This window comes from Reyranella sp., from assembly GCF_004296935.1.
Lineage (GTDB): Bacteria > Pseudomonadota > Alphaproteobacteria > Reyranellales > Reyranellaceae > Reyranella.
Window position 1 is genome coordinate 12,922 of sequence record NZ_SCVH01000099.1, and the last position, 24,399, is coordinate 37,320.

At 65.3% G+C, this 24,399-nt stretch carries 27 protein-coding genes and 1 pseudogene; 14 read left to right on the top strand and 14 right to left on the bottom strand.

Annotated features, from left to right (window positions below):
• The first annotated feature begins 184 nt into the window (after positions 1–184).
• The 5 genes from EPO55_RS13765 to EPO55_RS13785 all read left to right on the top strand — a co-directional run bounded on the left by EPO55_RS13765 (position 185) and on the right by EPO55_RS13785 (position 4,801).
• Complete coding sequence (locus EPO55_RS13765) at positions 185–682, top strand: hypothetical protein (RefSeq protein WP_296337458.1); 498 nt, start codon at positions 185–187, stop codon at positions 680–682.
• The gene (locus EPO55_RS13770) at positions 654–2,174 is read left to right on the top strand and encodes a terminase (RefSeq protein ID WP_296337459.1); all 1,521 of its coding nucleotides are present in this window, start codon (positions 654–656) and stop codon (positions 2,172–2,174) included. Before EPO55_RS13765 ends, EPO55_RS13770 begins: the two co-directional genes overlap by 29 nt.
• A gap of 170 nt (positions 2,175–2,344) precedes the next feature.
• The gene (locus tag EPO55_RS13775) at positions 2,345–3,511 is read left to right on the top strand and encodes an ATP-binding protein (RefSeq protein ID WP_296337460.1); all 1,167 of its coding nucleotides are present in this window, start codon (positions 2,345–2,347) and stop codon (positions 3,509–3,511) included.
• Between the two features lie 107 nt (positions 3,512–3,618).
• Positions 3,619–3,771, top strand: a complete 153-nt coding sequence (locus tag EPO55_RS13780; RefSeq protein WP_296337461.1) for a hypothetical protein — start codon at positions 3,619–3,621, stop codon at positions 3,769–3,771.
• A 352-nt stretch (positions 3,772–4,123) separates the two neighbouring features.
• On the top strand, positions 4,124–4,801 hold the full coding sequence (locus tag EPO55_RS13785; RefSeq protein ID WP_296337462.1) for a Panacea domain-containing protein: 678 nt from the start codon (positions 4,124–4,126) through the stop codon (positions 4,799–4,801).
• A 252-nt stretch (positions 4,802–5,053) separates the two neighbouring features.
• Here the strand turns inward: EPO55_RS13785 and EPO55_RS13790 are convergent, their stop codons facing one another.
• From EPO55_RS13790 to EPO55_RS13805, 4 genes are read right to left on the bottom strand one after another with little or no spacing between them, the layout of a single operon-like run.
• A complete protein-coding gene (locus tag EPO55_RS13790) occupies positions 5,054–5,932 on the bottom strand; it encodes a ThiF family adenylyltransferase (RefSeq protein WP_296337463.1) in 879 nt (292 codons plus the stop codon).
• Positions 5,929–6,444 carry a Mov34/MPN/PAD-1 family protein gene (locus EPO55_RS13795; protein ID WP_296337464.1) on the bottom strand — a complete coding sequence of 172 codons (516 nt, stop codon included), beginning with the start codon at positions 6,442–6,444 and terminating at the stop codon, positions 5,929–5,931. The genes EPO55_RS13790 and EPO55_RS13795 overlap by 4 nt, the downstream gene beginning before the upstream one ends.
• Positions 6,441–6,860 (bottom strand): hypothetical protein, encoded by a 420-nt coding sequence (locus EPO55_RS13800; protein WP_296337466.1) that lies wholly within the window; start codon positions 6,858–6,860, stop codon positions 6,441–6,443. The genes EPO55_RS13795 and EPO55_RS13800 overlap by 4 nt, the downstream gene beginning before the upstream one ends.
• The gene (locus EPO55_RS13805) at positions 6,845–7,096 is read right to left on the bottom strand and encodes a hypothetical protein (RefSeq protein WP_296337467.1); all 252 of its coding nucleotides are present in this window, start codon (positions 7,094–7,096) and stop codon (positions 6,845–6,847) included. The genes EPO55_RS13800 and EPO55_RS13805 overlap by 16 nt, the downstream gene beginning before the upstream one ends.
• A gap of 161 nt (positions 7,097–7,257) precedes the next feature.
• Between EPO55_RS13805 and EPO55_RS13810 the strand changes: the two genes are divergently transcribed.
• Both EPO55_RS13810 and EPO55_RS13815 read left to right on the top strand, forming a co-directional pair.
• Positions 7,258–7,653: a helix-turn-helix transcriptional regulator gene (locus EPO55_RS13810; protein ID WP_296337468.1), complete on the top strand. Its 396-nt coding sequence runs from the start codon at positions 7,258–7,260 to the stop codon at positions 7,651–7,653.
• Positions 7,640–8,581 (top strand): ImmA/IrrE family metallo-endopeptidase, encoded by a 942-nt coding sequence (locus tag EPO55_RS13815; protein ID WP_296337469.1) that lies wholly within the window; start codon positions 7,640–7,642, stop codon positions 8,579–8,581. Before EPO55_RS13810 ends, EPO55_RS13815 begins: the two co-directional genes overlap by 14 nt.
• Before the next feature lie 543 nt (positions 8,582–9,124).
• Here the strand turns inward: EPO55_RS13815 and EPO55_RS13820 are convergent.
• Positions 9,125–9,592 carry a nuclear transport factor 2 family protein gene (locus EPO55_RS13820; protein ID WP_296337470.1) on the bottom strand — a complete coding sequence of 156 codons (468 nt, stop codon included), beginning with the start codon at positions 9,590–9,592 and terminating at the stop codon, positions 9,125–9,127.
• A gap of 297 nt (positions 9,593–9,889) precedes the next feature.
• On the opposite strand from EPO55_RS13820, the gene EPO55_RS13825 reads away from it, so the two are divergent.
• Both EPO55_RS13825 and EPO55_RS13830 read left to right on the top strand, forming a co-directional pair.
• Positions 9,890–11,395, top strand: coding sequence for a hypothetical protein (locus tag EPO55_RS13825; RefSeq protein ID WP_296337471.1), 1,506 nt, complete (start codon positions 9,890–9,892; stop codon positions 11,393–11,395).
• Between the two features lie 67 nt (positions 11,396–11,462).
• Positions 11,463–11,813, top strand: a complete 351-nt coding sequence (locus EPO55_RS13830; RefSeq protein WP_296337472.1) for a hypothetical protein — start codon at positions 11,463–11,465, stop codon at positions 11,811–11,813.
• A gap of 73 nt (positions 11,814–11,886) precedes the next feature.
• On the opposite strand, the gene cobT is transcribed toward EPO55_RS13830, so the two are convergent.
• A complete protein-coding gene (gene cobT / locus EPO55_RS13835) occupies positions 11,887–12,915 on the bottom strand; it encodes a nicotinate-nucleotide--dimethylbenzimidazole phosphoribosyltransferase (RefSeq protein ID WP_296337473.1) in 1,029 nt (342 codons plus the stop codon).
• Between the two features lie 46 nt (positions 12,916–12,961).
• Between cobT and cobS the strand changes: the two genes are divergently transcribed.
• The 5 genes from cobS (at position 12,962) to EPO55_RS13860 (ending at position 16,649) form a co-directional block, all read left to right on the top strand.
• On the top strand, positions 12,962–13,771 hold the full coding sequence (gene cobS, locus EPO55_RS13840; protein WP_296337474.1) for an adenosylcobinamide-GDP ribazoletransferase: 810 nt from the start codon (positions 12,962–12,964) through the stop codon (positions 13,769–13,771).
• A 10-nt stretch (positions 13,772–13,781) separates the two neighbouring features.
• Positions 13,782–14,453, top strand: coding sequence for a histidine phosphatase family protein (locus EPO55_RS13845; protein WP_296337475.1), 672 nt, complete (start codon positions 13,782–13,784; stop codon positions 14,451–14,453).
• Positions 14,450–15,298 (top strand): class I SAM-dependent methyltransferase, encoded by an 849-nt coding sequence (locus EPO55_RS13850; protein WP_296337476.1) that lies wholly within the window; start codon positions 14,450–14,452, stop codon positions 15,296–15,298. The genes EPO55_RS13845 and EPO55_RS13850 overlap by 4 nt, the downstream gene beginning before the upstream one ends.
• Complete coding sequence (gene cobU / locus EPO55_RS13855) at positions 15,298–15,867, top strand: bifunctional adenosylcobinamide kinase/adenosylcobinamide-phosphate guanylyltransferase (protein ID WP_296337478.1); 570 nt, start codon at positions 15,298–15,300, stop codon at positions 15,865–15,867. The genes EPO55_RS13850 and cobU overlap by 1 nt, the downstream gene beginning before the upstream one ends.
• Positions 15,868–15,962: 95 nt before the next feature.
• Complete coding sequence (locus tag EPO55_RS13860; protein ID WP_296337479.1) at positions 15,963–16,649, top strand: lipid-binding SYLF domain-containing protein; 687 nt, start codon at positions 15,963–15,965, stop codon at positions 16,647–16,649.
• Positions 16,650–16,671: 22 nt separating this feature from the next.
• On the opposite strand, the gene EPO55_RS13865 is transcribed toward EPO55_RS13860, so the two are convergent.
• From EPO55_RS13865 to EPO55_RS13900, 8 genes and pseudogenes are all read right to left on the bottom strand, one after another.
• On the bottom strand, positions 16,672–17,331 hold the full coding sequence (locus EPO55_RS13865) for a CoA transferase subunit B (RefSeq protein ID WP_296337481.1): 660 nt from the start codon (positions 17,329–17,331) through the stop codon (positions 16,672–16,674).
• An 11-nt stretch (positions 17,332–17,342) separates the two neighbouring features.
• Positions 17,343–18,044, bottom strand: a complete 702-nt coding sequence (locus EPO55_RS13870) for a CoA transferase subunit A (protein WP_296337482.1) — start codon at positions 18,042–18,044, stop codon at positions 17,343–17,345.
• A 58-nt stretch (positions 18,045–18,102) separates the two neighbouring features.
• Positions 18,103–18,582 carry a DMT family transporter gene (locus EPO55_RS13875; protein WP_363719091.1) on the bottom strand — a complete coding sequence of 160 codons (480 nt, stop codon included), beginning with the start codon at positions 18,580–18,582 and terminating at the stop codon, positions 18,103–18,105.
• A gap of 3 nt (positions 18,583–18,585) precedes the next feature.
• Positions 18,586–18,738, bottom strand: a pseudogene (locus EPO55_RS13880) (EamA family transporter); the annotation flags it as partial.
• 18 nt (positions 18,739–18,756) lie between these two features.
• Positions 18,757–18,996 carry a hypothetical protein gene (locus tag EPO55_RS13885; protein ID WP_296337483.1) on the bottom strand — a complete coding sequence of 80 codons (240 nt, stop codon included), beginning with the start codon at positions 18,994–18,996 and terminating at the stop codon, positions 18,757–18,759.
• Between the two features lie 12 nt (positions 18,997–19,008).
• The gene (gene gltB, locus EPO55_RS13890; RefSeq protein WP_296337484.1) at positions 19,009–23,562 is read right to left on the bottom strand and encodes a glutamate synthase large subunit; all 4,554 of its coding nucleotides are present in this window, start codon (positions 23,560–23,562) and stop codon (positions 19,009–19,011) included.
• A gap of 24 nt (positions 23,563–23,586) precedes the next feature.
• Complete coding sequence (locus EPO55_RS13895) at positions 23,587–23,844, bottom strand: 4-oxalocrotonate tautomerase (protein WP_296337485.1); 258 nt, start codon at positions 23,842–23,844, stop codon at positions 23,587–23,589.
• On the bottom strand, positions 23,787–24,398 hold the full coding sequence (locus tag EPO55_RS13900) for a glutathione S-transferase family protein (protein WP_296337498.1): 612 nt from the start codon (positions 24,396–24,398) through the stop codon (positions 23,787–23,789). Before EPO55_RS13900 ends, EPO55_RS13895 begins: the two co-directional genes overlap by 58 nt.
• Position 24,399 lies beyond the last annotated feature (1 nt).

The following is a 24,399-nucleotide window of genomic DNA, read 5'->3' on the forward strand; positions in this document are numbered from 1 at the left end:
CGGGGGAAGTGCCCCGTCTTACGGGGCGAAGGGGGTCAGAAATGAAAGTTGCAAGTTCAGCAGGTTTATGCTAGAAATTCTGGCATAATCGCGGAACGTCCGTCCGCCTCCCAGCCCGCCCCGGCCCCTCGAGCCCGGCGGGCTTTTTCATGCCCAGAACCACCCCGTAAACCCCGGAGTCCCCATGCCCCGCCCGAAGCGGCGCAGACGCGCGTCCGCGCCCCCGCCCGATCTCACCCCCAGGAAGCTCGAATCGTTCCTGCTCCATCTCGCCCGCACCGGCTCGGTCACCTTCGCCGCCGCCCGCGCGGGCCTGCCGCGCCGGCCGCTCTACAAGCGCCGCGCCGCCGACGAGGCCTTCGCCGAACGCTGGGAGGAGGCGCTGCAGCTCGGCGTCGAGCGCCTGCAGGACGACGCCATGCGCCGCGCGCTCAACGGCACCGAGCGCGCGGTGTTCCGCAACGGAAAGCAAGTCGGCTCCGTGCAGCAGTTCGACAACCGCCTGCTGCAGTTCCTGCTGAAGTCCCACCGCCCCGAGACCTACGGCGAGCGCGGCAAGGCGGCCGCCTCGCCGCTGCCGTTCGACCTCGCCCAGCGCCTGGCCGCCGCCCGGCCGCGCGCCGATGCTTACGACGCCGCGAAGGAGAAGCGGGATGCCAAGAACAAGAAACAAGGACGCTGACCTCCAGCGCGAGCGCCTGGTCCGCGTCGAGCGTTATCGCCGCGATCCGCTGGGCTTCGTCACCTGGGCCTTCCCCTGGGGTGAGCCCGGCCCGCTGCAGGACCACAAGGGCCCCGAGCCGTGGCAGGCCGAGGTGCTGCGCGAGATCGGCGACCGGCTGGAGGCGCGTGACGGCCCCGTCCGCATCGCCGTCGCCTCGGGCCACGGCGTCGGCAAGTCGGCGCTGGTGGCGTGGCTGATCCTGTGGGCCGCCGCCACCGTACCTTCCACACGCGGTGTCGTGACGGCGAACACCGAGACCCAGCTAAAAACCAAGACCTGGGCCGAGCTCGCCAAGTGGCAGGGCCTCGCCGCCACAAACGATTTCAACGAACTGGGCGCCACCTCGCTCGCCTCCAAGCTGCCGGTGCCCGAAGGCCCCGGCCGCATCGACATGGTGCCGTGGGCCGCGCACAACTCCGAGGCCTTCGCTGGCCTTCATAACAAGGGCAGCCGCGTCCTGCTGGTGTTCGACGAGGCCTCGGCCATCGCCGATCCGATCTGGGAGACGGCCGAGGGCGCGCTGACCGACGCCGGTACGGAGATCGTCTGGGTCGCCTTCGGCAACCCGACGCGCACCTCGGGCCGCTTCTTCGAGTGCTTCAACCGCTTCCGCGACCGCTGGCACACACAACAGGTCGATTCGCGCCAGGTCTCGCTCACCGACAAGGCGCAGCTAAATCAGTGGGTGAGGGACTACGGCGCCGATTCCGACTTCGTGCGGGTGCGCGTGCGCGGACTCTTTCCGCGCGCCGGCACCATGCAGCTGATCGACGGCGAGAGCGTCGACGATGCCGTGCGCCGGGTTCCCGAACGCGACGGTCCCCAGGGACAGCGGGCGCCGCTGGTGATGGGCGTCGACGTCGCCCGCTTCGGCGATGATCGCAGCGTGATCGTCCTGCGCCGCGGCCGCGACGCGCGCTCCATCCCGATCGAGAAGCACCGCGGCCTCGACCTGATGACGCTCGCGGGCCGCGTGGCCGAGATCGCCTTCGAACGCGGCCCCGCCGCCGTCTTCGTCGACGAGACCGGCCTCGGCGCCGGCGTGGTCGATCGCCTGCGCCAGTTGGGCGTGCAGCGCGTGCACGGCGTCAACTTCGGCGCCGCCGCCGCGCGCTGGGACGGCGATGGCGCCAAGACGCTCTACGCCAACAAGCGCGCCGAGATGTGGGGCAACCTCCGCGACTGGCTACGGGGCAGCGGCGCGCTGCCCGACGACCCGGAGCTGCGCGCCGACCTCACCGGCTGCGAATACGGCTACAACGGCCAGGGCGAGATCCAGCTCGAGAAGAAGGAGGACATGAAGAAGCGCGGCCTCGCCTCACCCGACATCGGCGACGCGCTGGCGCTCACGTTTGCGCATCCGGTGCGGCCGGACTGGCTGTGGGATGCGCCGCCCAGGGTGCGCATCCTGGACGAGGATCATGAGTACGACATGTTTCACGATCTTTGAGGGCGAGGGCGGGGCTGTCGCATATGTCCTTTCTCTGCCCCCGCGAAGCGGGGGAAGTGCCCCCGCAGGGGGCGAAGGGGGTCATGAGCGACCGATGTCCTTCGATTTCTCGGTCGATCCCAACATTCTACAACCTTGTAAATATAACTTTATACTTTATAATTGCAACCATGCTGGAACGCCACCTGAAAGGCCGCCTGGTCCATCTGCTGGATCGCACCCCCGCCGTGGGCCTGCTGGGCCCGCGGCAGGTCGGCAAGACGACGCTCGCCCTCGAGATCGCGGAGGACCGTCCCGCCGTCTATCTCGACCTCGAATCCGCCCCCGACCGCGCCCGTCTCTCCGACCCGGACCGCTACTTCGCCGATCACGAGACCGAGCTGGTCGTCCTCGACGAGGTGCATCGCGTCCCCGAACTCTTCCAGACCTTGCGCGGGGTCATCGACCGCGGGCGCCGGAGCGGCCGCAAGACGGGCCGCTTCCTGTTGCTGGGCTCCGCCGCGATCGATCTCCTGAAGCAGTCCGGCGAGACGCTGGCCGGCCGCATCTCCTACCTCGAACTGGCGCCGTTCGATGCGCTGGAAGTGCCGGCAAGGGATCTCGACAGGCTCTGGGTGCGCGGCGGCTTTCCGGACAGCTTCCTGGCCCACGACGATGCGTCGAGCCTCAAATGGCGCCAGGACTTCATTCGCACCTATCTCGAACGCGACATCCCGCAGCTCGGGCCCCGCATCCCGGCCGAGACGCTGCGCCGCTTCTGGACGATGCTGGCGCACGCCCAGGCCCAGCTCCTGAACGCCGCCAATCTGGCGCGCGCCTTGGGCGTGAGCGGCGTCACGGTCGCCCGCTATCTCGACCTCCTGGTCGACCTGCTGCTGGTGCGCCGCCTGCCGGCGTGGCATCGCAACGACGGCAAGCGGCTGGTGAAGTCGCCGAAGGTCTATGTCCGCGACACCGGGCTCGCCCACGCCCTGCTGGGGCTCCGCACCAAGGAAGACATTCTCGGCCATCCCGTGGCCGGCCAGACGTGGGAGACGCTCGTCGTCGAAACGCTAATCGCCGCCGCACCGGACGGGACGGAGGCGAGCTTCTATCGCACCTCCGCGGGCGCCGAGATCGACCTGGTGTTGCAGCTTCCCGGCGGCCGGCTGTGGGCCGTCGAAGTGAAGCGGAGTTCCGCGCCCAAGGTCGAGAAGGGCTTCCATTTTGCCTGCGACGACCTCGGGCCGAAGAAGCGGTTCGTCGTCTATCCCGGCACCGAGCGCTTTTCCCTGGGCGGGAAGATCGAGGCGATCGGCCTGGCAGCCCTTGCCACCGAACTGCGGTCGGTGAAGTAGGGCGCCGGGCCGCGCTGCCCGACGACCCGGAGCTGCGCGCCGACCTCACCGGCTGCGAGTACGGCTACAACGGCCAGGGCGAGATCCAGCTCGAGAAGAAGGAGGACATGAAGAAGCGCGGCCTCGCCTCACCCGACATCGGCGACGCGCTGGCGCTCACCTTCGCCCACCCGGTGCGGCCGGACTGGGGCTGGGACCTGCCGCCCAGGGTGCGCATCCTGGACGAGGATCATGAGTACGACATGTTTCATGATCTTTGAGGGTAGGCAACGAATGGCCTCACCCCGAGGAGGCCGCCGCGCGGCCGTCTCGTAGGGTGGCGGCGCGACCGGACCTGGTTCTACGGATCTGACGGCTTGGTCTGCTTGTACGCGACGGACGAGTCGACAAGGGAGGGCGGGGAGGTCGGTTTGTACCCCGCTCCCAGGATGCCGCAGAGGCGAACGGCGTTCGCCGGCCCGTTCAGATTGGCGATCCGATGCCCCCTTGTTGTCATCGGGCATTCGCGAAAATGCTGTATTTTGGGCATTTCTGATAGGTCCGGTGGCCTTAATACCCACGGATCCGTCCGGGATGCTCTGCGTTCTACTCTAGGCTAGAGGAGTCCCAATCATGTACACTCGACGCAAGAGCGCGACCCCACCATCACGCTCGACAAGGGAAATGCACCAGTTCGACCGACAGAAATTCAAGGCGCTGATCCACTACGTGATCAATCGCTGCCCTCCGGAGCATGTCGGGAAAACCAAACTCAACAAAGCAGGTTTTTACGCCGACATGATCTGCTACTTGCAGTTGGGTCGCCCGATGACGGGAGAGACCTACGCTCGCCAGAGTCATGGGCCCGTTGCTGAACACCTACAGTCGTGCCTTCGCGAGCTGATCGCTGAGGGTGATCTTGACGAGAAGCTTGTGCCGTACTTCGGCTTTTCGAAGTACGAATACATCGCGCGGCGGCCGCCAAACATGTCGGCGTTCTCGGATGCTGAGATGAAGCTTGTCGATGAGGTTGCTGACTTTGTCTGTCTCCAGAACAGCGCACGCTCCATAAGTGAACTCAGCCATACAGAGGCGTGGGAATGTGCGGCGCCGGGCGAGGAGCTTCCGTACTTTGCGGCAACCCAGCTACTGCCTGCCGATGTCGAGGAAGATGATCGCGCCTGGGGCGCGGCGGAGATGGCTACACTTGCAGCTCAGAAACCTCGGTATAAAGAAGTACGTGGCAAATCCCTCCGAGATGTTTGCGGCGAGCTATCTCCGCCTCCACGGCGGCGCCGAGCAGCGAGTTGATGACTTCGTCGAATATCTGAAGTGGCGTTGTGAACGAGGCAATCCGCTTGGCCAGCGTCTGAAGGGCAACCTCTACGTCGCCGTGATGCCATCTCTAGAGGATGGAACGAAGATTCGCATCCTCTATGGTGACGATAAAGCTAAGCTGCGTATCGACCTACACTCTCTCTCCTTTACTTCGGCCTCCGCGGCGACGGCGCGGTAGGCGCTCAATATTAATTGCCTAGCCGATTGCACTCTAACAAAACCTCGTCAGTTTCTGCGCTTCAAGAGGTGCGAGAGTTTGAGGTAGCGCTCTACATCAGCTTCCTCTGGTCGGCCGCGAATGCCCTTGCAGACTAGGCAATCTGTTCGCGGTTCATCCAAGCTCACCACTACCTTGGACTCCCAGCCACGATATGTCTGCAGGCGTTTGGGCGCGCGAAGGCCAGTCACTGCGACCATGAACTCAAGTGCCGCTAGACCAGCAATAACACCGTTAAGCGGAGAGACGGACGGCCCTTTGACATCTAGCGCGCCTGCGGCAATGCCATAGATGGCGTCCTCACGGTTGCGGCTCTCGTCCGTTTCGATGTACCGGCGTACCATCTTGCGATCGAGTAGGCCGAGGCAGTCGAGACATCCCTGGCCGCCGACAGAGACGCAGACACGGCCACCGTAGATTCCTGGCTCCGGCACGTCGGAAGCGAGATCGATATACGGCCTTTCATAAGCCGCGCAGAGTTCGTTTAGGATCGCACGTGGACCATCATGGTCAAAGCAGCCAAGCACCCAGTTTGCCTCTCTAATCGCAGCGAACGCCCTTTCCGAGACGAGGCTGCATTCCAACGGCACGCTTTCAACGTCAGGGTTTGTCTCTCGGATGAGCCGATTGGCAATTATCACCTTTGCGCTGCCAGGTATTGGATCGGTATGTCGCGCGCCGACAAAGCGGTTCCGATTGGTGTCATCAAGTTCCTCGTCGTCGATGGACGTGATGCGTTTTACGCCAAGAAGCGCTAGGTGTTGGATGAGCGGGCTGCCGAGCCCGCCAGTGCCGGCAACGACGACCGCGGTGCTGCGTAGCTTCTGCTGGCCGTCAGCGCCGAAGAGTAAAATATTGCGGTGATACCGGTCGGGCATGTCGGTCATGTCCACCCCTTCAGGGACTGGTTGGTCGGGCGGCGTAGATGCTCGCCAGCGAGAATGCCGCCGAGCGGCAGCGGGATCTTCGGATCGTCGAGCCACACAAGAGCATCAAAGCAGTTTCGTGCGACGACGATCGCGACGTAGGGGCGGCTGCGAAGGCGCCACCACATATGGGGAACTGTCTCTTGTAGGCCAACGCGGTCTGCCAGCGAAAAGGCGGCCGTACGTGCTCCCGGATGAGAGTGCATTTCGACGAGGGATGCGCCAAGGTCGTGCGCCCGTTTGATCAGCCGGGCGCGCGTAGTGTCTTTCAATTCAAGGTAGTCGCTCTCCTGAGTCTCAAAATCTTCCGGTGTGAGTTTCATTGACTCGACGACTTCAAAGTTGACGTGATCCTCGAAACGACTCGAATTGACAAACAGGAACGCCGCTTCTTCGTGAATGCTGTCGGGTCGAAGCAAATGCGCGATCAGGTCCATGAACAGTGCGTCCGGCATCTTAAGAAGCGTTTTCATGCTCCCTCTTTCAGTCGCTGGGTGAAGCTTCGGACCCAAGCAAGCAGATTGGAGCCCGCGGCGGCATCTGCGCTGGGTGTCCATCCGTCTGGCGCCCAAGAGAAATGCTGCCATGAACCGTCGAACGGCGGGCTGATGGCTGACCCGGTGTCCTTTGGCGCGATGCCTTTGAAATTGATCCCGGTTGGTGCGGCGAAACCATACGGCTCACCGGCCGGATAGCTGGCTACGATCTTGAACACGACAGGCTCTTTCTCGGCGGGCTTTTCGCCGATCTGCCACCCGGCTGGAAAAGCAAAACGGGGAATCCTGAACCAGTCCTCCCCGCCTTGCTCTCTATGCTCGATATCCGGATAGTACTTCCTCAGGAGTGCCAGCTCCTGTTCGAGCCGTGGACGCATCAGCCGCGTTTCCACTTGTGCTTCTTGCCAAAGCCCTGGCCCGGCTTGATCTCGATGATTTCACCCGGCGACAAGGTGCGCTCGTTGTTGTCCTTATCTACCTCGATCACGCCCTGTGAGAGTTCCCAGCCGCCAAGCTGGGCAATCTGCTCGGTCGTAATGGTGTCTTGATCCCAAGGGATGTCCTTTCCCTCGATGTTCAAGATGTACTTCGGTTCCTTTTTTGCGGCCGCGCTTGTCTCGTTGGTCATCACGCAAAGCTCCTCATTATTTAATGGTGCCTCGGCTTTCCGAGCCCTTGCTTATGATGACGAGCCTGCTTGAAATGTCAAGCAAACATCAAGCGCGCTTGATAGAGAAGGCGTGTAAGCCTAGAATCTGCTTACGAATCAATCACTAGGGAGGCGCCCAGATGCTCAACCACGTTAAGAGGAGTGCCGCGAAACCAAAGACACTTGGGCAGTATCTGGCATCAATTCGTAAAGACCGCCGCATGACGTTACGGCAAGTGGAAGAGGCGACAGCGAAAGAAGTATCGAACGCATACCTGAGCCAAATCGAGAACGACAACGTTCAACAACCATCGCCCAATGTGCTTCACGCGCTCGCTCAAGTTTACGCTATCGATTACGAACAGCTCATGGAAATGGCGGGGCATATCCTCCCCTCGAAGAGTCGCAGCAGCGAACAACGGCACGGCCGAGTCGCAACTTTCGCTGAGCACAACCTGACGCCGGAGGAAGAGGTAACGCTGATGGATTACCTTGAGTTCATTCGCAGGAAGAAACGACCGGATGATCAAACCTGACGATAGCAGTCTTGATCCGGATGAACTTCGCGCGGTCGAGGAGCGCGCACGGAAGCTCCTTGATCGCGCATCTGCCTGGAAGGTTTTTCCAACACCGGTCGACGATATCGTGGCTGCGGCGAAGCTTAAGCTCGCACCCAGCAGCTTATTCGATCCGCGTCGACTCATGGCGTATATCCAAGAAAAGACGGCCGGTACCGCGAATCTTGTCAAATCGGCAATCTCGAAAATTTTCGGCCTTTGCGATGTCGAGGAGTCCGTTATTCATATCGACAGCACGGTTGCTCAGTCGAAACAGAACTTTCTAAAGCTTCATGAGACTGGCCATCATGAGCTGCCTACCCATCGAAAGCTGTTCAAGTTTTTTCAGGATTGCGATAAGACTCTCGCACCGGAAACTGCAGACCGATTCGAACGTGAAGCCAACAATTTTGCGCGATTTGCCCTTTTCCAAGGTGACACCTACCGTCAATACGCCGCCGACAGCAAGTTCACGATTAAGACCCCGATGAATCTTGCCAAGAAATTTGGCGCATCGGTTTACGCGTCGACCCGCGAATTCGCGCGAACGAACTTCAGGGAATGTGTTGTCTACATTCTAGAACCGATTGAGTTCGCGCCCGGCGTCGGCGCCCGCGCTCATGTTCGGCGGGTCGAAGTCTCGCCGAGTTACGCGATCAAGTTCGGATATCCGGCAGATACGGTGATAACACTTGACCATATGCTCGGACCCGTTCTGCCGATCGGGCGCAGGATGACACGGCCCACAACACTTTTCGTTGCTGATCGCAACGGGGACCGTCACGAGTGTCTTGCCGAAGCCTTCGATACGACTTGGAACATTCTTGTCCTTCTATACCCGGTGAAGGCGTTGACTGCTTCGACCGTGATCCTTCCGTCCGGCTTCAAGGAAGTCGCCGCGACATAAGAACGTGGATATCGACTGACCAGCAGAACATCCCTTCAGGCAAGCCCCGCCCGTCCCACCGGGTACACTCCCTTGAGGAGAGGGGGCGCCACCGCGGGTCCTGACCCGTGGCCTGTCCTGAGGCCGTAGGCCGAAGGAACACCAACAAACCGCAGCACCCTCCGACGGTCGTTCGGACGTCGGTGCTGACGGGACGTGCCGGACCAACGCGCACGCGTTTCTCCCGAGGCTTTTGGGCCGAGGGACTTTAGCGGCCACCCGCGGCTCCTGAGTCGCGGCATGCTGGGAGCGCGCCACTCCAGTGGCGCTCATGCTCATGAGAAGATTGCGCCACTGGAGTGGCGCGCTCCCAGCGATGAGGGGCACTGGTTTTGGCTCAAGCCCAACGTGTGGGCCCAACTTCTGGCCCAACACTCCCATCGTTCAGGTGGGCCAGCCGGGGCGCCGAAAAGCCTGGATTTGCTGGCTTTTCGGCGCGTTAAAAGCCGAAAAACTTACACGCGATTTGGGCCAAAATTCGAAAGTTGGGCCCGCGCTAAAGGGTCAGGCCGGCGTCGCGAGGCGCGTCGCCTGGCTCGCGGCGAGCTGCCAGCCGCTGATCGCGGTCACGTAGACGGCGGTCCAGCGGACGTCGTCGGTCTTCCGGTCGGCCGCGGTCGCAAGCGGGCTGCGGCCGGTGGCGATCACGGTCGGGCCGGTGAAGACGCGGAAGCCGAGTTCGCTCGTGGGCGCCGTCTCGATCAGCGGCGCGCCCGCCATCGCCGCCGCGAGGCGCTGGGCCTTGTCGTCGATTTTCCCGGCGGCGTCGGTGTGGGTGAAGCTGTCGGCGTAGCAGGCTTTCAGCGTCGGCAGGTGCTTGTCCGCGATCGCCTTGGCGAGCCTGGCGCGGAAGGTCGTGACCTCGTCGATCATGCGCCGGGCCTCGGCGCCCTGGGGCGCCTGCGGCGGATGGGCGAACGCCGCGGCGGCGGGCAGCAGGGCTGCGGTTGCGAGAAGCGAGCGTCTGAGCACGGAATGGACCTTTCCTGTCGTCCTGAGCGTAAGCGAAGGACCTTGCGCCCGCCACGCCTTGCCCGACCGGCCAGGTGGTGGCGCGCAGTGAAGGATGAGTTCGACGAATAGCCGGGAGCACGCTTCCGGCAATGACACGACCAACCGGCGGGCGTCTCCCGCCGGTTTTCTTTTGCCTGAAAGGAGACGATCGAAATGGCAATCCAGATTTACCCGACTGTGCCCGTCGAAGGACAAGGGGCACAGCCGGAGGCGGAGCCGTGGCCAGTAGATGAGCACACGATCCGCGTCGACGAGATGTTCGCACGCCAGATCGACACCGAGTTTTCGAGCGGCGTCCGGGCGCTGTTGCACGCTCCCGAGACCGGGATTGCCGCCCAGAGCGGCGAAGCGGCGCTGGAAGCCATCGCGAGTGCCTTGCCAGCGCTCAATGAGCTGAAGGAACGCACGCTTTCGCAGGCCATGGGCCCGCGCCAGCGCGGTATCTTCGAACCGCTGATCGAGACGCGGCTCGACTGGGCCGCCGGCACGCTGGGCCGGTTGGCAGAGCGCGCCACGGTCGAAGTCGACGATGCCAGCGTGACTGCCCGGATCGCCAGCCTGAGACAGGACGCAGCGGCGGCCTGGCACGACCCGGCCCATCTGCGGAGGCTCGGCCGGACCACGGTCGAGGAACTGCGCTACCAGGGCGAGCGCCGCGGCTGGGAGCCGGCCGAAACCGACGCCAGGGTGCGGGGCAGCCTCTCCGATCTCTATGCCGGCGCGGTCGAGACCGCGATCGGCCAGGACGATCTCGACGGTGCCGCGGGGCTCTACGAGCATGCCCGCGCGATCATCGATCCCGAACGCCAGGCCGCAATCAACCGCCGCTTCGTCCGGGCGCGCGAAGTCGCCGTCTACCGCGACATCGACCGCCACCTGGCCGGTATCCCGATCGAGCCAGCGGGCCCGCCCGGCCTCGAAATCTTCCAGAGCCGCGCGGCCGAACTCGCGCCGGACGACGCGAGCAACGAGGTGCAGGTCCGCATCGCCAAAGTCGCCGAACATGCGCATCGCCATGCCGAGCGGCAGTGGAGCCGGCAGCAGGCCGAGGCAGGCATCGCTGCCTTCGACTGGATCGGGAAGAATCCCGACAGGTCGTTCCTAGCGATTCCACCGGATATCCGCGACTGGCTGGCTGCCGACCAGTGGCGCGGCCTGGAAGCCTTCTACATCGACGGCCGCCTCAGGACCGATCGCGACCTCTTCGAGCGGCTCGATTGGCAGATGATCTATGAGCCCGACACCTTCGCAGCCGCCGATCTCAATCGCCATCGTCTGTCGCTGAACGACGCGGACCATGCGCGCTTCGCCGGCGCGCAGAAGGCGATTGTCGAGGGCCGCATCGAACCGGTCCTCGCACGCTACAACCGTCTACGGCGCGGCATCGATTGGGCGCTCCAAGTCCAAGGTGTCGAAACCGATAGCGCGGAAGCGTCCGAGGCTCGCGTCGACGCACGCAACCGGCTCGACGGCTTCGATGTGATTGAAGGCAGAGCACCGACTGGCGTCGACATCGACACCATCGTTGCTCAATCCACCGATCCAGCCGTACCCGGCGGCGGACACCTTGTTCCGGTCGCAGCAGGCGACTTGAAGTGCGTAGGCGGTAGTTGCACGCGTGGCGGTAGCCGGGGGACTACGGGCATGTACCACATGGAGGGCAAAAATCTGTGTCGGAGTTGCGCCGTAAAGCAACTCGGTATGGAAAACAGCCCCGCGGATGAGTTGATGAAGACGCTGAAGGAATTCGAGAAGCGATGAGGTTGGCATTTCCATATGCAACCTATACGTGCTTTACAGACCGTGGTTCTCGCAGTACGAAGTTGCGATGGCCGAAAAGAGAATAGATCTTCAGAAACTCCGACCGGGAGACCTGTTTCATGCCCAGTATCCGGGCGGCCAGACAGTCACCGGGCTCACGCTCGAAGTGACGGCGGCGCGCATCAGAGGAAGAGATATCACGCGGCAGGAAATACTGGAGATCGATCGAGCGACGGGGGTGTCGATCCCTACGGACGGCGATCCTTGCACGATCTATTCGACGGAGGCTCTGCCGCCTGATCTCCACGAAGCGATCATTGGGCTGGATCGCAAGTACGGCTCGGGCCGCACGCCGACCGAGGAAGAGAGCAAGCTGACGCTTGCGGAACGGAAGGCATTGATTTTCATCAATCCTTGAGTTGGCCGACGTCAAACGAAGGGCGGGCGCAGCAGGCCAAGACCTGAACGGCGCCGCCGCGAGGAAGACGCGTCTACGTTTCCTTCGAACTGACGCCGGCTTCGGCGAAGGTCGCCATGCCGTTGTGACAGGCGGCGGCGGCTTTCAGGATCGGCACGGCGAGCGCCGCGCCCGAGGCCTCGCCCAGGCGCATATTCAGGTCGAGCAGGGGCTGCTGGTTGATCGCCGCGAGCAGGCGCGTGTGGCCGGGCTCGGCCGAGCGATGGGCGACCAGGCAGTGGTCGAGGGCGCGGCGGTCGGCGGCATAAAGCACCGCGGCGGCGGCCGTGCAGGCATAGCCGTCGAGCAGCACCGGGATGCGGGCCATGCGGGCGGCCACGATGGCGCCGGCGACGGCGGCGAATTCCTCGCCGCCCACCGCCGCGAGGAGGGCGAGCGGATCGCGGGCGGCGAGGGCGTCCTTGTGATGGGCGAGCGCCTCGTCGATCACGGCGATCTTGTGGGCCAGCGCCTTGCCGGCGACGCCGGTGCCGGGGCCGGCCCAGTCGGCGCCGCTGCCACCGAACAGGGCGGCGCTGAGCGTGGCGGCGGCGGTCGTGTTGGCGATGCCCATTTCGCCCAGGCACAGCACGTCGATGCCGGGCTCCGCCGCCATCATGCCGTAGGCCATGGCGTTGGCGGCGCGGGCCTCGCTCATGGCCGGACCCTGGGTGAAATCGTCGGTCGGGTGGTCGAGGTCGAGTTCGTAGATGCGGAGGTCGGCGTCGATGGCGGCGGCGAGCTGGTTGATGGCGGCACCCCCGTTCAGGAAGTTCTTCACCATCTGTTGCGTGACTTCGGGCGGGTAGGCCGAGACGCCGCGTTGGGCGACGCCGTGGGTGCCGGCAAAGACCGCGATCCGGGGCCGTTCCACGCGCGGGTGGGCGCGGCCCTGCCAGGCGGCCAGCCAGCCCGCGATCTCCTCCAGGCGGCCGAGCGAGCCCGGCGGCTTGGTGAGCTCGGTCTGGCGGCGCACCACCTCGGTCTGGGCGGCGAGGTCGGGTCCCGGCAATTCGCGCAGGATCCGGCGCATTTCGTCGAAAGTCGCGGTTGGGGCATTCATTTGGGCGCGGACCCTCCTATATTTGCCTCAACATGACCAGACCCTCATGACCAGTCCCAACGAGTACCAAGCACCCACGGGCCGGCCCACCTCGTTCGACGAGTGGCTGCAGGCGTTCAAGGAGCAGGTCTCCTTTTTCACCGGGCTCAAGCTCGATGTCGGCCTGCCGCGCTGGCAGTTGGCCGAGGTGCTGCCGGTGCTGCCGTTCGTTGGGGCGGGCGTCGGCCTCGCCGCCGGGCTTGTGTTCGCGGTCGTTCGGGGTGTCGCAGGACCGGGCTGGCTCGCCGCCGTGCTCGCGGTCGGCGCGGCCGTGCTGATCACCCGCGCGCTGCACGAGGACGGCCTCGCCGACACCGCCGACGGGTTGGGCCCGCACGGGCTCGAACCGTCGCGGCGGCTGGAAATCATGCGCGACAGCCGCAACGGCACTTTCGGTGTGCTGGCGATCGCGCTCTCGGTGCTGATCAAGGTCGCCTGCCTGGCGCAGTTCGGCGGCGCCACGGGGTTGGTGGTGCTGATCGGGGCGCACGCAGTGTCGCGGGCCGCACTGGCCTATCCGCTGCTCGCCTTCTCGCCCGTCCATGACAATGGATTGGGCGCGCGGGTCGGCAAGCCCAGCGACAACGACGTCTGGATCGCCATCGGCATCGGCGTGGTGCTGGCCTTCCTGCTGCTGCTGGGCAAGGGCTTCTTCGTGGCCCTCCTGGCACCTGTTGCCGCCGTCGCCGCGGCCTGGGGCGCCGCGCACTGGATCGCCAAGCGGCTGGGCGGCTACACCGGCGACACGCTGGGCGCCGTGCAGCAGACGGCGGAGATCGCCTTTCTCGTGGTGGCGGCGCTCCTGATCGCCCGCTAGAACCTTCGGCATGGCAACAGGAGCAAAGGTCACGGGTGCCATCACCCGCTGGTGGTGGGTGCGGCATGCCCCCGTCCCCAATCCCGAGGCGCGCTGCTACGGCCAGTCCGACAAGGACTGCGACGTCAGCAACGAGGCGCTGTTTCGTCACCAGGCGGCGCTCTTGCCCAAGGGCGCGGTCTGGTATTCGTCCAACCTGCTGCGCGCGCGCAAGACGGCGGAGCACCTCGCCAAGGCCGGCGCCGAGATGGGCAAGCTGCTGATCGATCCGGCGCTGGCCGAGCAGCATTTTGGCAGCTGGCAGGGCCTCACCTACACCGAGATCGCCGAGGATCACGGCAGCAACCATCTGTTCTGGCTGGGACCGCCCGAGTTCCGGCCGCCCGGCGGCGAGAGCTTCATCGATCTCCGCGAGCGCACGGTGTCGAGCATCGAGAAGATCACGGCCGAGCATCGCGGTCGCGACATCGTGGCGACGGCGCACGGCGGCACGATCCGCGCGGCGCTCAGCCATGCGTTCAACATGCATCCCGAGGCGGCGGTGCGCTTCGAGATCGACAATGTCTCGATCACCCTGATCGAGCATTTCGAGCAGGCCGATCCGGCGCATGCCTGGCGCGTGGCCTTCACCAACTACATGCCGCGCGAACTCGTGCTCGCCCACGGCGGGAGCAAGGCATGAAGACGCCCGCCGAGCTCGCCACCGAGCAGGCGGCCTACTGGAACGGCCCGGGTGGCAAGGGCTGGTTGGCATCCATCGAGCGCATCGAGCAGGGCATCGGTGATTTCGGCAAGGCGGCGCTGGTGGCAGCCAACGCTCAGCCGGGCGAGAAGGTGATCGACGTCGGCTGCGGCCTGGGCGGTACGACACGCGCGCTGGCCGAGGCCGTCGGCCCGCAGGGCCGCGTGCTGGGCGTCGATATTTCCGAGGAGCTGGTCGCCTCGGCGCGGTCGCATCGCGTGCCCAACGCGACCTTCGTGCTGGGCAATGCGGCCACGCATCCGTTCGAGGCCGCGGGTTACGATCTCGTCTTCTCGCGCTTCGGCGTCATGTTCTTCGGCGATCCGGTGGCGGCGTTCCGGAATTTCCAGCAGGCGCTGAAGCCGAGTGGCCGCCTGGTCTTCATATGCTGGCGCACGCCGAACGAGAATCCCTGGGGCCTCGTGCCGGTGCGCGCCGCCGCGCCGTTCCTGCCGCCGCTGCCGCGGCCGGGGCCGGAAGATCCCGGCCAGTTCGCCTTCGGCGACCGCGTGCGCGTGGAACGCATCCTCAAGGAAGCGGGTTTTGGCGCGCTCTCGTTCAAGCCGCTCGACCAGCTGGTGTTCATGGGCAAGAGCGTCGCCGACATCCTGGCGAGTGCCGGCCGCTTCGGTCCGCTGGCGCGTGCCTTCGCCGATGCCACGCCCGAGCAGATCGAAAAGGCGAAGGCCGCGATCGCCGAAGCCTTGACGCCGCACGAGACGGCCGAAGGCGTGCGCCTGCCCGGCGCCTGCTGGCTCGTTACCGCCCGTGCTAGCGCCGGCTGATGGAGCACGTCCCGACCTATGCGCTGCCGCCGGTCAGCCTGGTGCTGGGCGGCGCACGGTCGGGCAAGAGCACGCACGCGGAGAAGCTGGTGGCGGGCACGCTGTTCGGCGCCTCGCCGCAGCCCGCGGTCTATATCGCCACCGCCGAAGCGGGCGATGTCGAGATGGCGACCCGGATCATGGCCCACCGCGCCCGCCGCGGCGGCGGCTGGACCACGATCGAGGAACCGTTGAAGCTCGCTTCAGCGCTCGAGGCGGCGGCGGCGCACGGCCAGCCGGTCCTGGTGGACTGCCTCACCCTCTGGCTCTCCAACCTCATGCATGCCGGCGCCGACGTCGACGAGGCGACCGACGATCTGGTGCGCGCACTCGACGGCTACGGCGCTCCGGTGGTGTTCGTCAGCAACGAACTCGGCCTGGGCCTGGTGCCCGAGACTCCGCTCGGCCGCTCCTTCCGCGACGCCATGGGGCGGATGAACATGGCTGTGGCTGAACGTGCCGACCGGGTGATTTTCATGGCCGCCGGCCTGCCTCTACTGATGAAGGACCGCCCGGCGCCCCGGTCCTGACCGGCCGCAATTCCGCCGCGAAACATGGTATTATTTAGGCTGTTGAGGCCACCTAGGCGCTTCCCCGGCGTCGGCCGCCAGCCAAGGAGCAGAAAATGAAGCTCGATCGCCGAACCGTTCTTACGGGCGCCGCGGCCGCGTTCGCCGCCCCGATGATCGTCACCGAGCCCGCCCGGGCCGACGCCAAGCGCCAGTCTCTGGTCGATTCCTGCCTGGCGAGCGCCACCAAGGTGCTGAGTGGCAAGGACTTCCCCGACGCCGTCAAATTGATGTCCGGCGCCCGGGGCGTGCTGATCATTCCCGAACTCGTGCAGGGCGGCTTCATCCTGGGCGCAGCCGGCGGGCGCGGCGTTCTGGTCGCGCGCACCAAGCCCCAGGACTGGAGCTATCCGGTGTTCTACGGCATGGGCTCCGGCAGCATCGGCCTGCAGATCGGTGGCAAGGTCTCGGAGATCGTGTTCATCATCCGGACCGAAAAGGGCCTGCACGCGATTCTCGATCACAAGTTCAAGTTCGGCGCCGAGGCCGGCGTCACCATGGTGGCGGTGGGCATCGGCCTCGAGGGCGCTTCCACGTCGGCAGGTGGCGCCGACATCGTGGCCTTCTCCAATTCCGCCGGTCTCTTTGCCGGCGCCTCGATCGAGGGCTCGTACCTCGATGCCGACGGCGACTGGAACGCGCTCTATTACGGCCAGGGCGCCACGGCCAAGGCGATCGCGCTCGACCGCAAGTTCAGCAATCCCGGCGCCGAGCCGCTGCGGAAATTCCTCGCCAGGTGGTGAGTCGTCGCGGGTCCCCCCGCGACTAGGCGACCTTCAGGCCGGCGTCGATCGAGAGCTTGGCCTTGGTCTTGGCCTTGACCTCCTCGACGGTGACGCCATCGGCGAGTTCGATCAGCGTGACGCCGCCGTCGCCCTTCTTGTCGACCGCGAAGACGCCGAGTTCCGAGATCACCATGTCGACGACGCGGCGGCCGGTGAGCGGCAGGCTGCATTCCTTCAGGAGTTTGGAAGCGCCGTCCTTGGAGACATGCTCCATGGTGACGATGACGCGCCGGACGCCGGCCACGAGATCCATCGCGCCACCCATGCCCTTCACCATCTTGCCCGGGATCATCCAGTTGGCGAGGTCGCCGTTCTCCGCCACTTCCATGGCGCCCAGGATGGAGAGGTCGATGTGGCCGCCGCGGACCATGGCGAAGCTGTCGGCCGAGGAGAAGTACGACGTGCCCTTCAGCTCCGTCACGGTCTGCTTGCCGGCATTGATGATGTCGGCGTCGACCTCGTTGTCGAGCGGGAAGGGGCCGACACCCAGCATGCCGTTCTCGCTCTGCAGCGTGATGTCGACATCCTCGGGCACGTAGTTCGACACCAGGGTCGGAATGCCGATGCCGAGATTGACGTAGTAACCGTCCTTCAGTTCCTTGGCGGCGCGTGCCGCCATCTGTTCGCGGGTCCAGGCCATGTTGGAGTCTCCTAAGCCTTGCGAATGGTGCGCTGCTCGATCTGCTTGTCGTAGGGCGCGCCGCAGAGGATGCGATTGACGAAAATGCCGGGCGTGTGGATGTGGTCGGGATCGAGTTGGCCCACCGGCACCAGTTCCTCGACTTCGGCGACGCAGATCTTGGCCGCCGTCGCCATCATCGGATTGAAGTTTCGCGCCGCCTTGCGATAGACGAGGTTGCCCGAGGTGTCGCCCTTCCACGCCTTGACCAGGGCGAGGTCGCCAACCAGGCCGCGCTCCATGACATATTCCTGGCCGTCGAAGACCTTGGTCTCCTTGCCCTTGGCCACTTCGGTGCCGACGCCGGTCTTTGTGTAGAAAGCGGGGATGCCCGCGCCGCCGGCGCGGCAGCGTTCGGCCAGCGTGCCCTGCGGGTTGAACTCGATCTCGAGCTTGCCCTCGAGGTAGAGCTTGGCGAAGGTTTTGTTCTCGCCGACGTAGGACGAGATCATTTTCTTGACCTGACCGGCCTCGAGCAGCAGGCCGAGGCCGGCGCCGTCGATGCCGGCATTGTTGCTGACACATGTCAGGTTCTTGACGCCCGCATCGCGCATGGCGTGGATCAGTCTGTCGGGAATGCCGACCAGGCCGAAGCCGCCGCACATCACCATCATGCCGTCGTGCAGCACGCCCTCGAGCGCCGACTTCGCGTCTTTGTAGACTTTGTTTGCCATACCCTCGTTCCGTGCAAGAGCCGTACCGTCCGCATATGCGGGACGCCGTCCCGGACTGTCAATCGCGGGACCTGTCCAGGATCACGATGGCGATGCCCGCGATCACCAGGGCCGTTCCGATGGCGAGCGGCGCCGTGACGGTCTCGCCCAGCAGGACGACCGACGAGGCGATGCTGAGCAGGGGCACGCCCAGCATGCTCATCGACCCGATGACCGGCGGCAGGGACCGTCCGACCGACACGGCGGCCCAGGTCGCGATCGGACCGGCAAAGGCGCCAATATAGAGCAGCGCCATCCAGAGTTCGCTCTTGCCCGGCTCCAGATAACCCGCGGGCTCGGCGAGCAGCGCCAGGATCCAGAGCAGGACCGTCGCCACGCTCATTTGCCAGGGCAGCGCATCGAGCGGCGTGAGCTTCCAGCGATGCCGGCGGATGTGGACGATGGCGATCGCCCAGGTGAAGCCCGCCAGCAACAGCCAGACATGGCCCCAGATGATCGCCTTGTCGTTCCAGTCGAAGCGCAATGGATCGACCAGCACGACGATCCCCGCGAGGCCGAGCAGGACGCCGGCGACAGCGCGCCAGCCGACCTTCTCGCCGATCAGCAGGGAGAGCGGCACGATCCAGAGTGTCGTGGTGTAGGCGAGCACGCTCGAACGGCCGGCGGGCAGGCTCTGTACGCCGAGGTTGGAGAAGGCGAAGAAGCAGGAGAGCTACAGCGCGCCCACCGACAGCACGATCGGCCAGTCGGCGCGATGCGGCCAGGCCAGTCGTCCGAGGCAGGCCAGCAGGATGAAGGCGGTGGTGGCCGACAGCGTCGCGCGCGCGGCGGCGAACCACAGCGGCGTCGACGCCTCCAGGCCGATCTTGATGATCGGCCAGCTAAGGCCAAACAGGATGATGTTGGCGGCGAGCTGCAGCCAAGCTGCGCGGGGAATCCGCGCCCCATGCACGGTATGGAGTCCCTAGGCCCGCTTCGCCTTGGCGATCGACAGCGGCTGCGGCAGGCGGGTCAGCATCTCCTTCGGGACGACCTGCCAGAAGCGCTCGACTTCGCGGTCCCAGTCGTTCAGCAGGCGCGCGCCGAGCGGTGACTTGGTTTCGGCGACATGCTCCTCGACCAGCTTCCTGAGCTCGGCTTCCCAATGCGGATGGTCGAGGCGCTGCCACATCACCGTCTCGGGATTGACCTTGAGCTTGAAGGCATCGGCCGGGTCGTAGACGAAGGCCATGCCGCCGGTCATGCCGGCGGCGAAGTTGACGCCGACCGGACCCAGCACCACGGCGGTGCCGCCGGTCATGTATTCGCAGCCGTTGCAGCCCAGGCCCTCGACCACGGCATCGGCGCCGGAGTTGCGCACGGCGAAGCGCTCGCCCGCGAGGCCTGAGGCAAACAGCTTGCCGGCCGTCGCGCCATAGAGAACCGTGTTGCCGATGATGGCGTTGTGCTCGGGCACCAGCGGGCTCGATACGGTCGGCTTCACAACGATGGTGCCGCCGCTCAGGCCCTTGCCGACATAGTCGTTGGCATCGCCGAACACTTCCAGCTTCATGCCGCGCACGGCGAAGGCGCCGAGCGACTGGCCGGCGGTGCCGCGCAGCCGCACGGTGACGGTGTCGGGCTGCAGGCCGGACATGCCGTACTTGCGCGTGATCATGGCGGCCAGCCGCGTGCCCACGGCGCGATGGGTGTTCCGCACGCTGTATTGGAGCTGCATCTTCTCGCGATGCGTGAACAGCGGCTGGGCGTCGCGGATCATCTGGGCATCCAGCGTGTCGGGCACCTCGTTCCGGCCCTCGACCGTGCAGTGCGCCACCTCGCGGCCGCCGTCGGCGCGCGTCAGCAGTGGATTGAGGTCAAGGTCGTCGAGATAACGCGCGCCGCGGCTCACCTGCCGCAGCAGGTCGGAGCGGCCGACGATCTCGACCAGCGAGCGGTAGCCCAGCTGCGCCAGGATCTCGCGCACTTCTTCAGCGACGAAGCTGAAGAGGTTGACGACCTTCTCGGGCGAGCCATCGAACTTGGCGCGCAGCTTCGGATCCTGCGTGCAGACGCCGACCGGGCAGGTGTTGGAATGGCACTGCCGCACCATGATGCAACCCATGGCGATCAGCGATGCCGTGCCGATGCCGTACTCCTCGGCACCCAGCATGGCGGCGATCACCACATCGCGGCCGGTCTTGATGCCGCCGTCGGTGCGCAGCAGCACCTTTTCGCGCAGGCGATTGAGCGTCAGCACCTGGTGCGTCTCCGACAGGCCCATCTCCCAGGGAATGCCGGCATACTTGATGCTGGTCTGTGGGCTGGCGCCGGTGCCGCCGCTGTGACCGGAGATCAGGATCGTGTCGGCCTTGGCCTTGGCGACGCCGGCCGCGATGGTGCCGATGCCCGATCGCGCGACCAGCTTCACCGTCACCCGGGCCTCGGGATTGATCTGCTTCAGGTCGTAGATGAGCTGCGCCAGATCCTCGATCGAGTAGATGTCGTGGTGCGGCGGCGGGCTGATCAGGGTGACGCCGGGCGTGGAATGGCGCAGGCGGGCGATCATTTCGCTCACTTTCAGGCCGGGCAGCTGGCCGCCTTCGCCGGGCTTGGCGCCCTGGGCTACCTTGATCTCGATCTCGCGGCAGTTGTTGAGATACTCGGCGGTGACGCCGAAACGTCCCGACGCCACCTGCTTGATCGCCGATGAGGCGTTGTCGCCGTTGGCGCGCGGGCTGTAGCGCGCCGGATCCTCGCCGCCTTCACCCGAATCGGACTTGGCGCCGATCCGGTTCATGGCGATCGAGAGCGTCTCGTGCGCCTCGGGGCCGAGCGCGCCCAACGAGATGCCGGGCGCCACCAGCCGCTTGCGCAGCTCGGTGATCGACTCGACCTCGTCGAGGACGACCGGGGCGCGGTCGGTCTTGAAGTCGAGCAGGTCGCGCAGGTTGATCGGCGGCAGCTTGCGCACCGCGTCGCTGTACTTGCGGTACTTGGCGTAGGACTCGGTGTTCACCGCGTCCTGCAGCATGTGGATGAGGTCGCCCTCGAAATTGTGGCGATCGCCGCCACGCCGCGTCTTGTAGAAGCCGCCGATCGGGAGCGCGATCACGTCCTCGTCGAAGGCGCGGCTGTGCTGCTCGGCGATCTTCTCCTGCACGCCGCGCAGCCCGATGCCGGAGATGCGCGAGGGCATGCCGGGGAAGAACTCGGCGACCAGCGAGCGCGACAGGCCCACCGCCTCGAAGTTGCAGCCGCCGCGGTACGACGACAGCACCGAGATGCCCATCTTGGACATCACCTTGAGCAGGCCCTCGTCCAGCGCCTTCTTGTAGTTGGCGAGGCACTGGCCGAGCGAGAGCTTGCCGAACAGGCCGCGCGCATGGCGGGCGGCGATCGTCTCCTCGGCGAGGTAGGGGTTCACCGTAGTGGCCCCGACGCCGATGATGACGGCGGCGTAGTGGACGTCGAGACATTCGCCGGAACGGATGTTGAGCGACGTGAAGGTGCGCAGCGACTGGCGCACGAGGTGGGAGTGCACGGCGCCCGCTGCCAGGATCATCGGCAGCGCCGCCCGGTCGGAATCGACGTTGGCGTCGGTCAGCACGACGTGCAGGCAGCCACGGCGCACGGCCTCCTCGGCCTCGTGGCAGATGCGCTCGAAGGCCTGGCGCATGGCATCGAGGCCACCCCGGGGATCGAAGGCGCAGTCGATGCGGGCGACCGTGTCGCCCATGTAGTTGCGCATCGCCTCGAACTCGGCGTTGAGCACGATCGGCGATTGCAGCGACAGCATCTCGCTCTGCTCGGGGCTTTCGTCGAGGATGTTGCCAAGGTTGCCGAGCCGCGTGCGCAAGGTCATGACGTTGCGCTCGCGCAGGGAGTCGATCGGCGGATTGGTGACCTGGCTGAAATTCTGCCGGAAGTAGTGGTGCATGCCGCGATAGGTGTCCGACAGCACCGCGAGCGGTGCGTCATCGCCCATCGAGCCCACGGCTTCCTTGGCGTCCTCGACCATGGGATGCAGGATCATCTCGAGATCCTCGACCGACCAGCCGGCGGCGAACTGGCGGCGGCGCAGCTCGTCGGCCTCGAAATGCTCGGTGGCCGGCGCGTCCTGCTTGATCAGCGAATCGAGTTCGACCGTGCGGCCAGTCCAGGCCGCGTAGTCGTGCGTTTCGGCGAGCATGTCCTTCAGCTCGTGGTCCTTGTAGAGCCTGGGCAGGTCCATATCGACGGCCAGCATCTCGCCCGGGCCGAGCCGGCCCTTCTCGACGATCCTGGCTTCGTCCTGGGGCACCATGCCGGCCTCGGAGCCGGCGATCAGCAGCTCGTCCGACGTCCGCACGTAGCGCATTGGCCTGAGGCCGTTGCGGTCGAGCCCGACCAGCGCCCACTTGCCGGCGACGGCGGCGATGGCGGCCGGACCGTCCCACGGCTCCATGACGCCGTTCACGTAGTTGTACATGGCGCGGTGCTTGGGCGGCACGTTCGGATTGGATGACGACGCCTCGGGAATCATCATCGATTTGACCATGGGCAGGTTGCGATGGCCGCGCACCAGGAGTTCGAACACGTTGTCGAGCGCCGATGAGTCGGACGCATCGGGCTGGATGATCGGCTTCAGATCCTCGATCGAGCGGCCGAAGCCGTCGTGGTCGAGCCGGGCCTCATGGCTCTTCATCCAGTTGACGTTGCCCAGGATGGTGTTGATCTCGCCGTTGTGCGCCAGCACGCGGAAGGGCTGCGCCAGCTTCCACTGCGGGAAGGTGTTGGTCGAATAGCGCTGGTGGAAGATCGCGAAGCGCGAGGTGAAGCGCTCGTCGAGCAGGTCGGGATAGAAGGCGCTGAGATGTTCGGCGAGGAACATGCCCTTGTAGACGACCGAGCGGCAGCTGAGCGAGCAGACGTAGAACTCGGCGATGCTGGCGGCGATCGCCGCCTTCTCCATGCGGCGGCGCAGGATGTAGAGCTGCTTCTCGAACTCGCGGTTGTCGAGCTTCGGGTCGCCGCGGCCGATCAGGATCTGCTCGATCTCGGGCCGCGTCTCGTTGGCCTTCTCGCCGATCGAGGAAATGTCGACCGGCACCTGACGCCAGCCCAGGATGGTGTGGCCGAAGCGCAGGATCTCGGTCTCGACGATGATGCGGCAGCGCTCCTGGGCGCCGAGGTCGGTGCGGGGCAGGAACACCATGCCGACGGCGATCCGGCCGACCTGGGGCAGCTCGCCGCTCGAGTCGCGGATATGCTCCTTGAAGAAGTCCTGCGGGATCTCGACGTGCAGGCCCGCGCCGTCGCCGGTCTTGCCGTCGGCGTCGACGGCGCCGCGATGCCATACAGCCTTCAGCGCATCGATGCCGGCCACGACAACGTCGCGGCGACGCTTGCCGTCCAGCGCCACGACGAGCCCCACGCCACAGGAGTCGAGCTCCTGCGCGGGATTGTAGCCGTAGGCGTCGGTGAGCTTCGCGGTTCCGCTCTGGTAGTCGCGGACGAATTGCTGGGCATCTTGGGCATCGAAGGGACGTGCGGACATGACGTCGGATCCTTGCAGGGAGAACTAGTCGGAGAAGAGCTTGCCGGCCTCGGCCCAGTTCTCTTTCTTGATGTCGGTGAGGATGATTTGGACGGCGTCGGGCGTGCAGCCCAGTGCCCGGCAGGTGCCTTCGGTGAGCTCCTTGGCGAGCTTGCGGCGCTGTTCCAGCGTGCGGCCCTCGAACATCTGGACGTTGATCATCGGCATTTTCTTCTTCTCCCTTGTTAGAACTTGTGGTCGATCGCGACGTAGCCAAGCTGGGCCTTCACGCGCGACAGCCATGACGTAATGTTCGGATAGCGCGACAGGTCGAACTCACCCTCGTGTGCCACGTGCGTGTAGGCATAGAGGGCAATGTCGGCGAGGCCATAGCGTTCATCGACGAAGAACGTGCGGGTCGCGAGATGCTTCTCCATCACGTCGAGCGCAGCGTAACCCTTCTTCATGATGTCGGGCAGGTTGGCTTCCTGCTGCGGCGTGAGCTTGTCGAGGAAGTGCTTCCAGAAGCGCGCCACGGCGATGTAGGGCTCGTGGCTGTACTGCTCGAAGAACATCCATTGCAACGTCTTCGCGCGCGCCAGCCGGTCGGAAGGCGCGAACGCCGTGCCCTCGGCGAGGTACCAGAGGATCGCGCCTGACTCGAAAAGGAAGGTGCCGTCCTCGAGCTCGAGCGTCGGGATGCGGCCGTTCGGGTTCTTCTTCAGGAACTCCGGCGTGCGCGTCTCGCCCTTCAGGATATCGCGCTCGATGCGCTCGAACGGCACGCCGAGTTGCGACATCAGCAGCCAGACCTTGTAGCCGTTGCCCGATCCGGTGAAGTCGTAAACCTTCAGCATC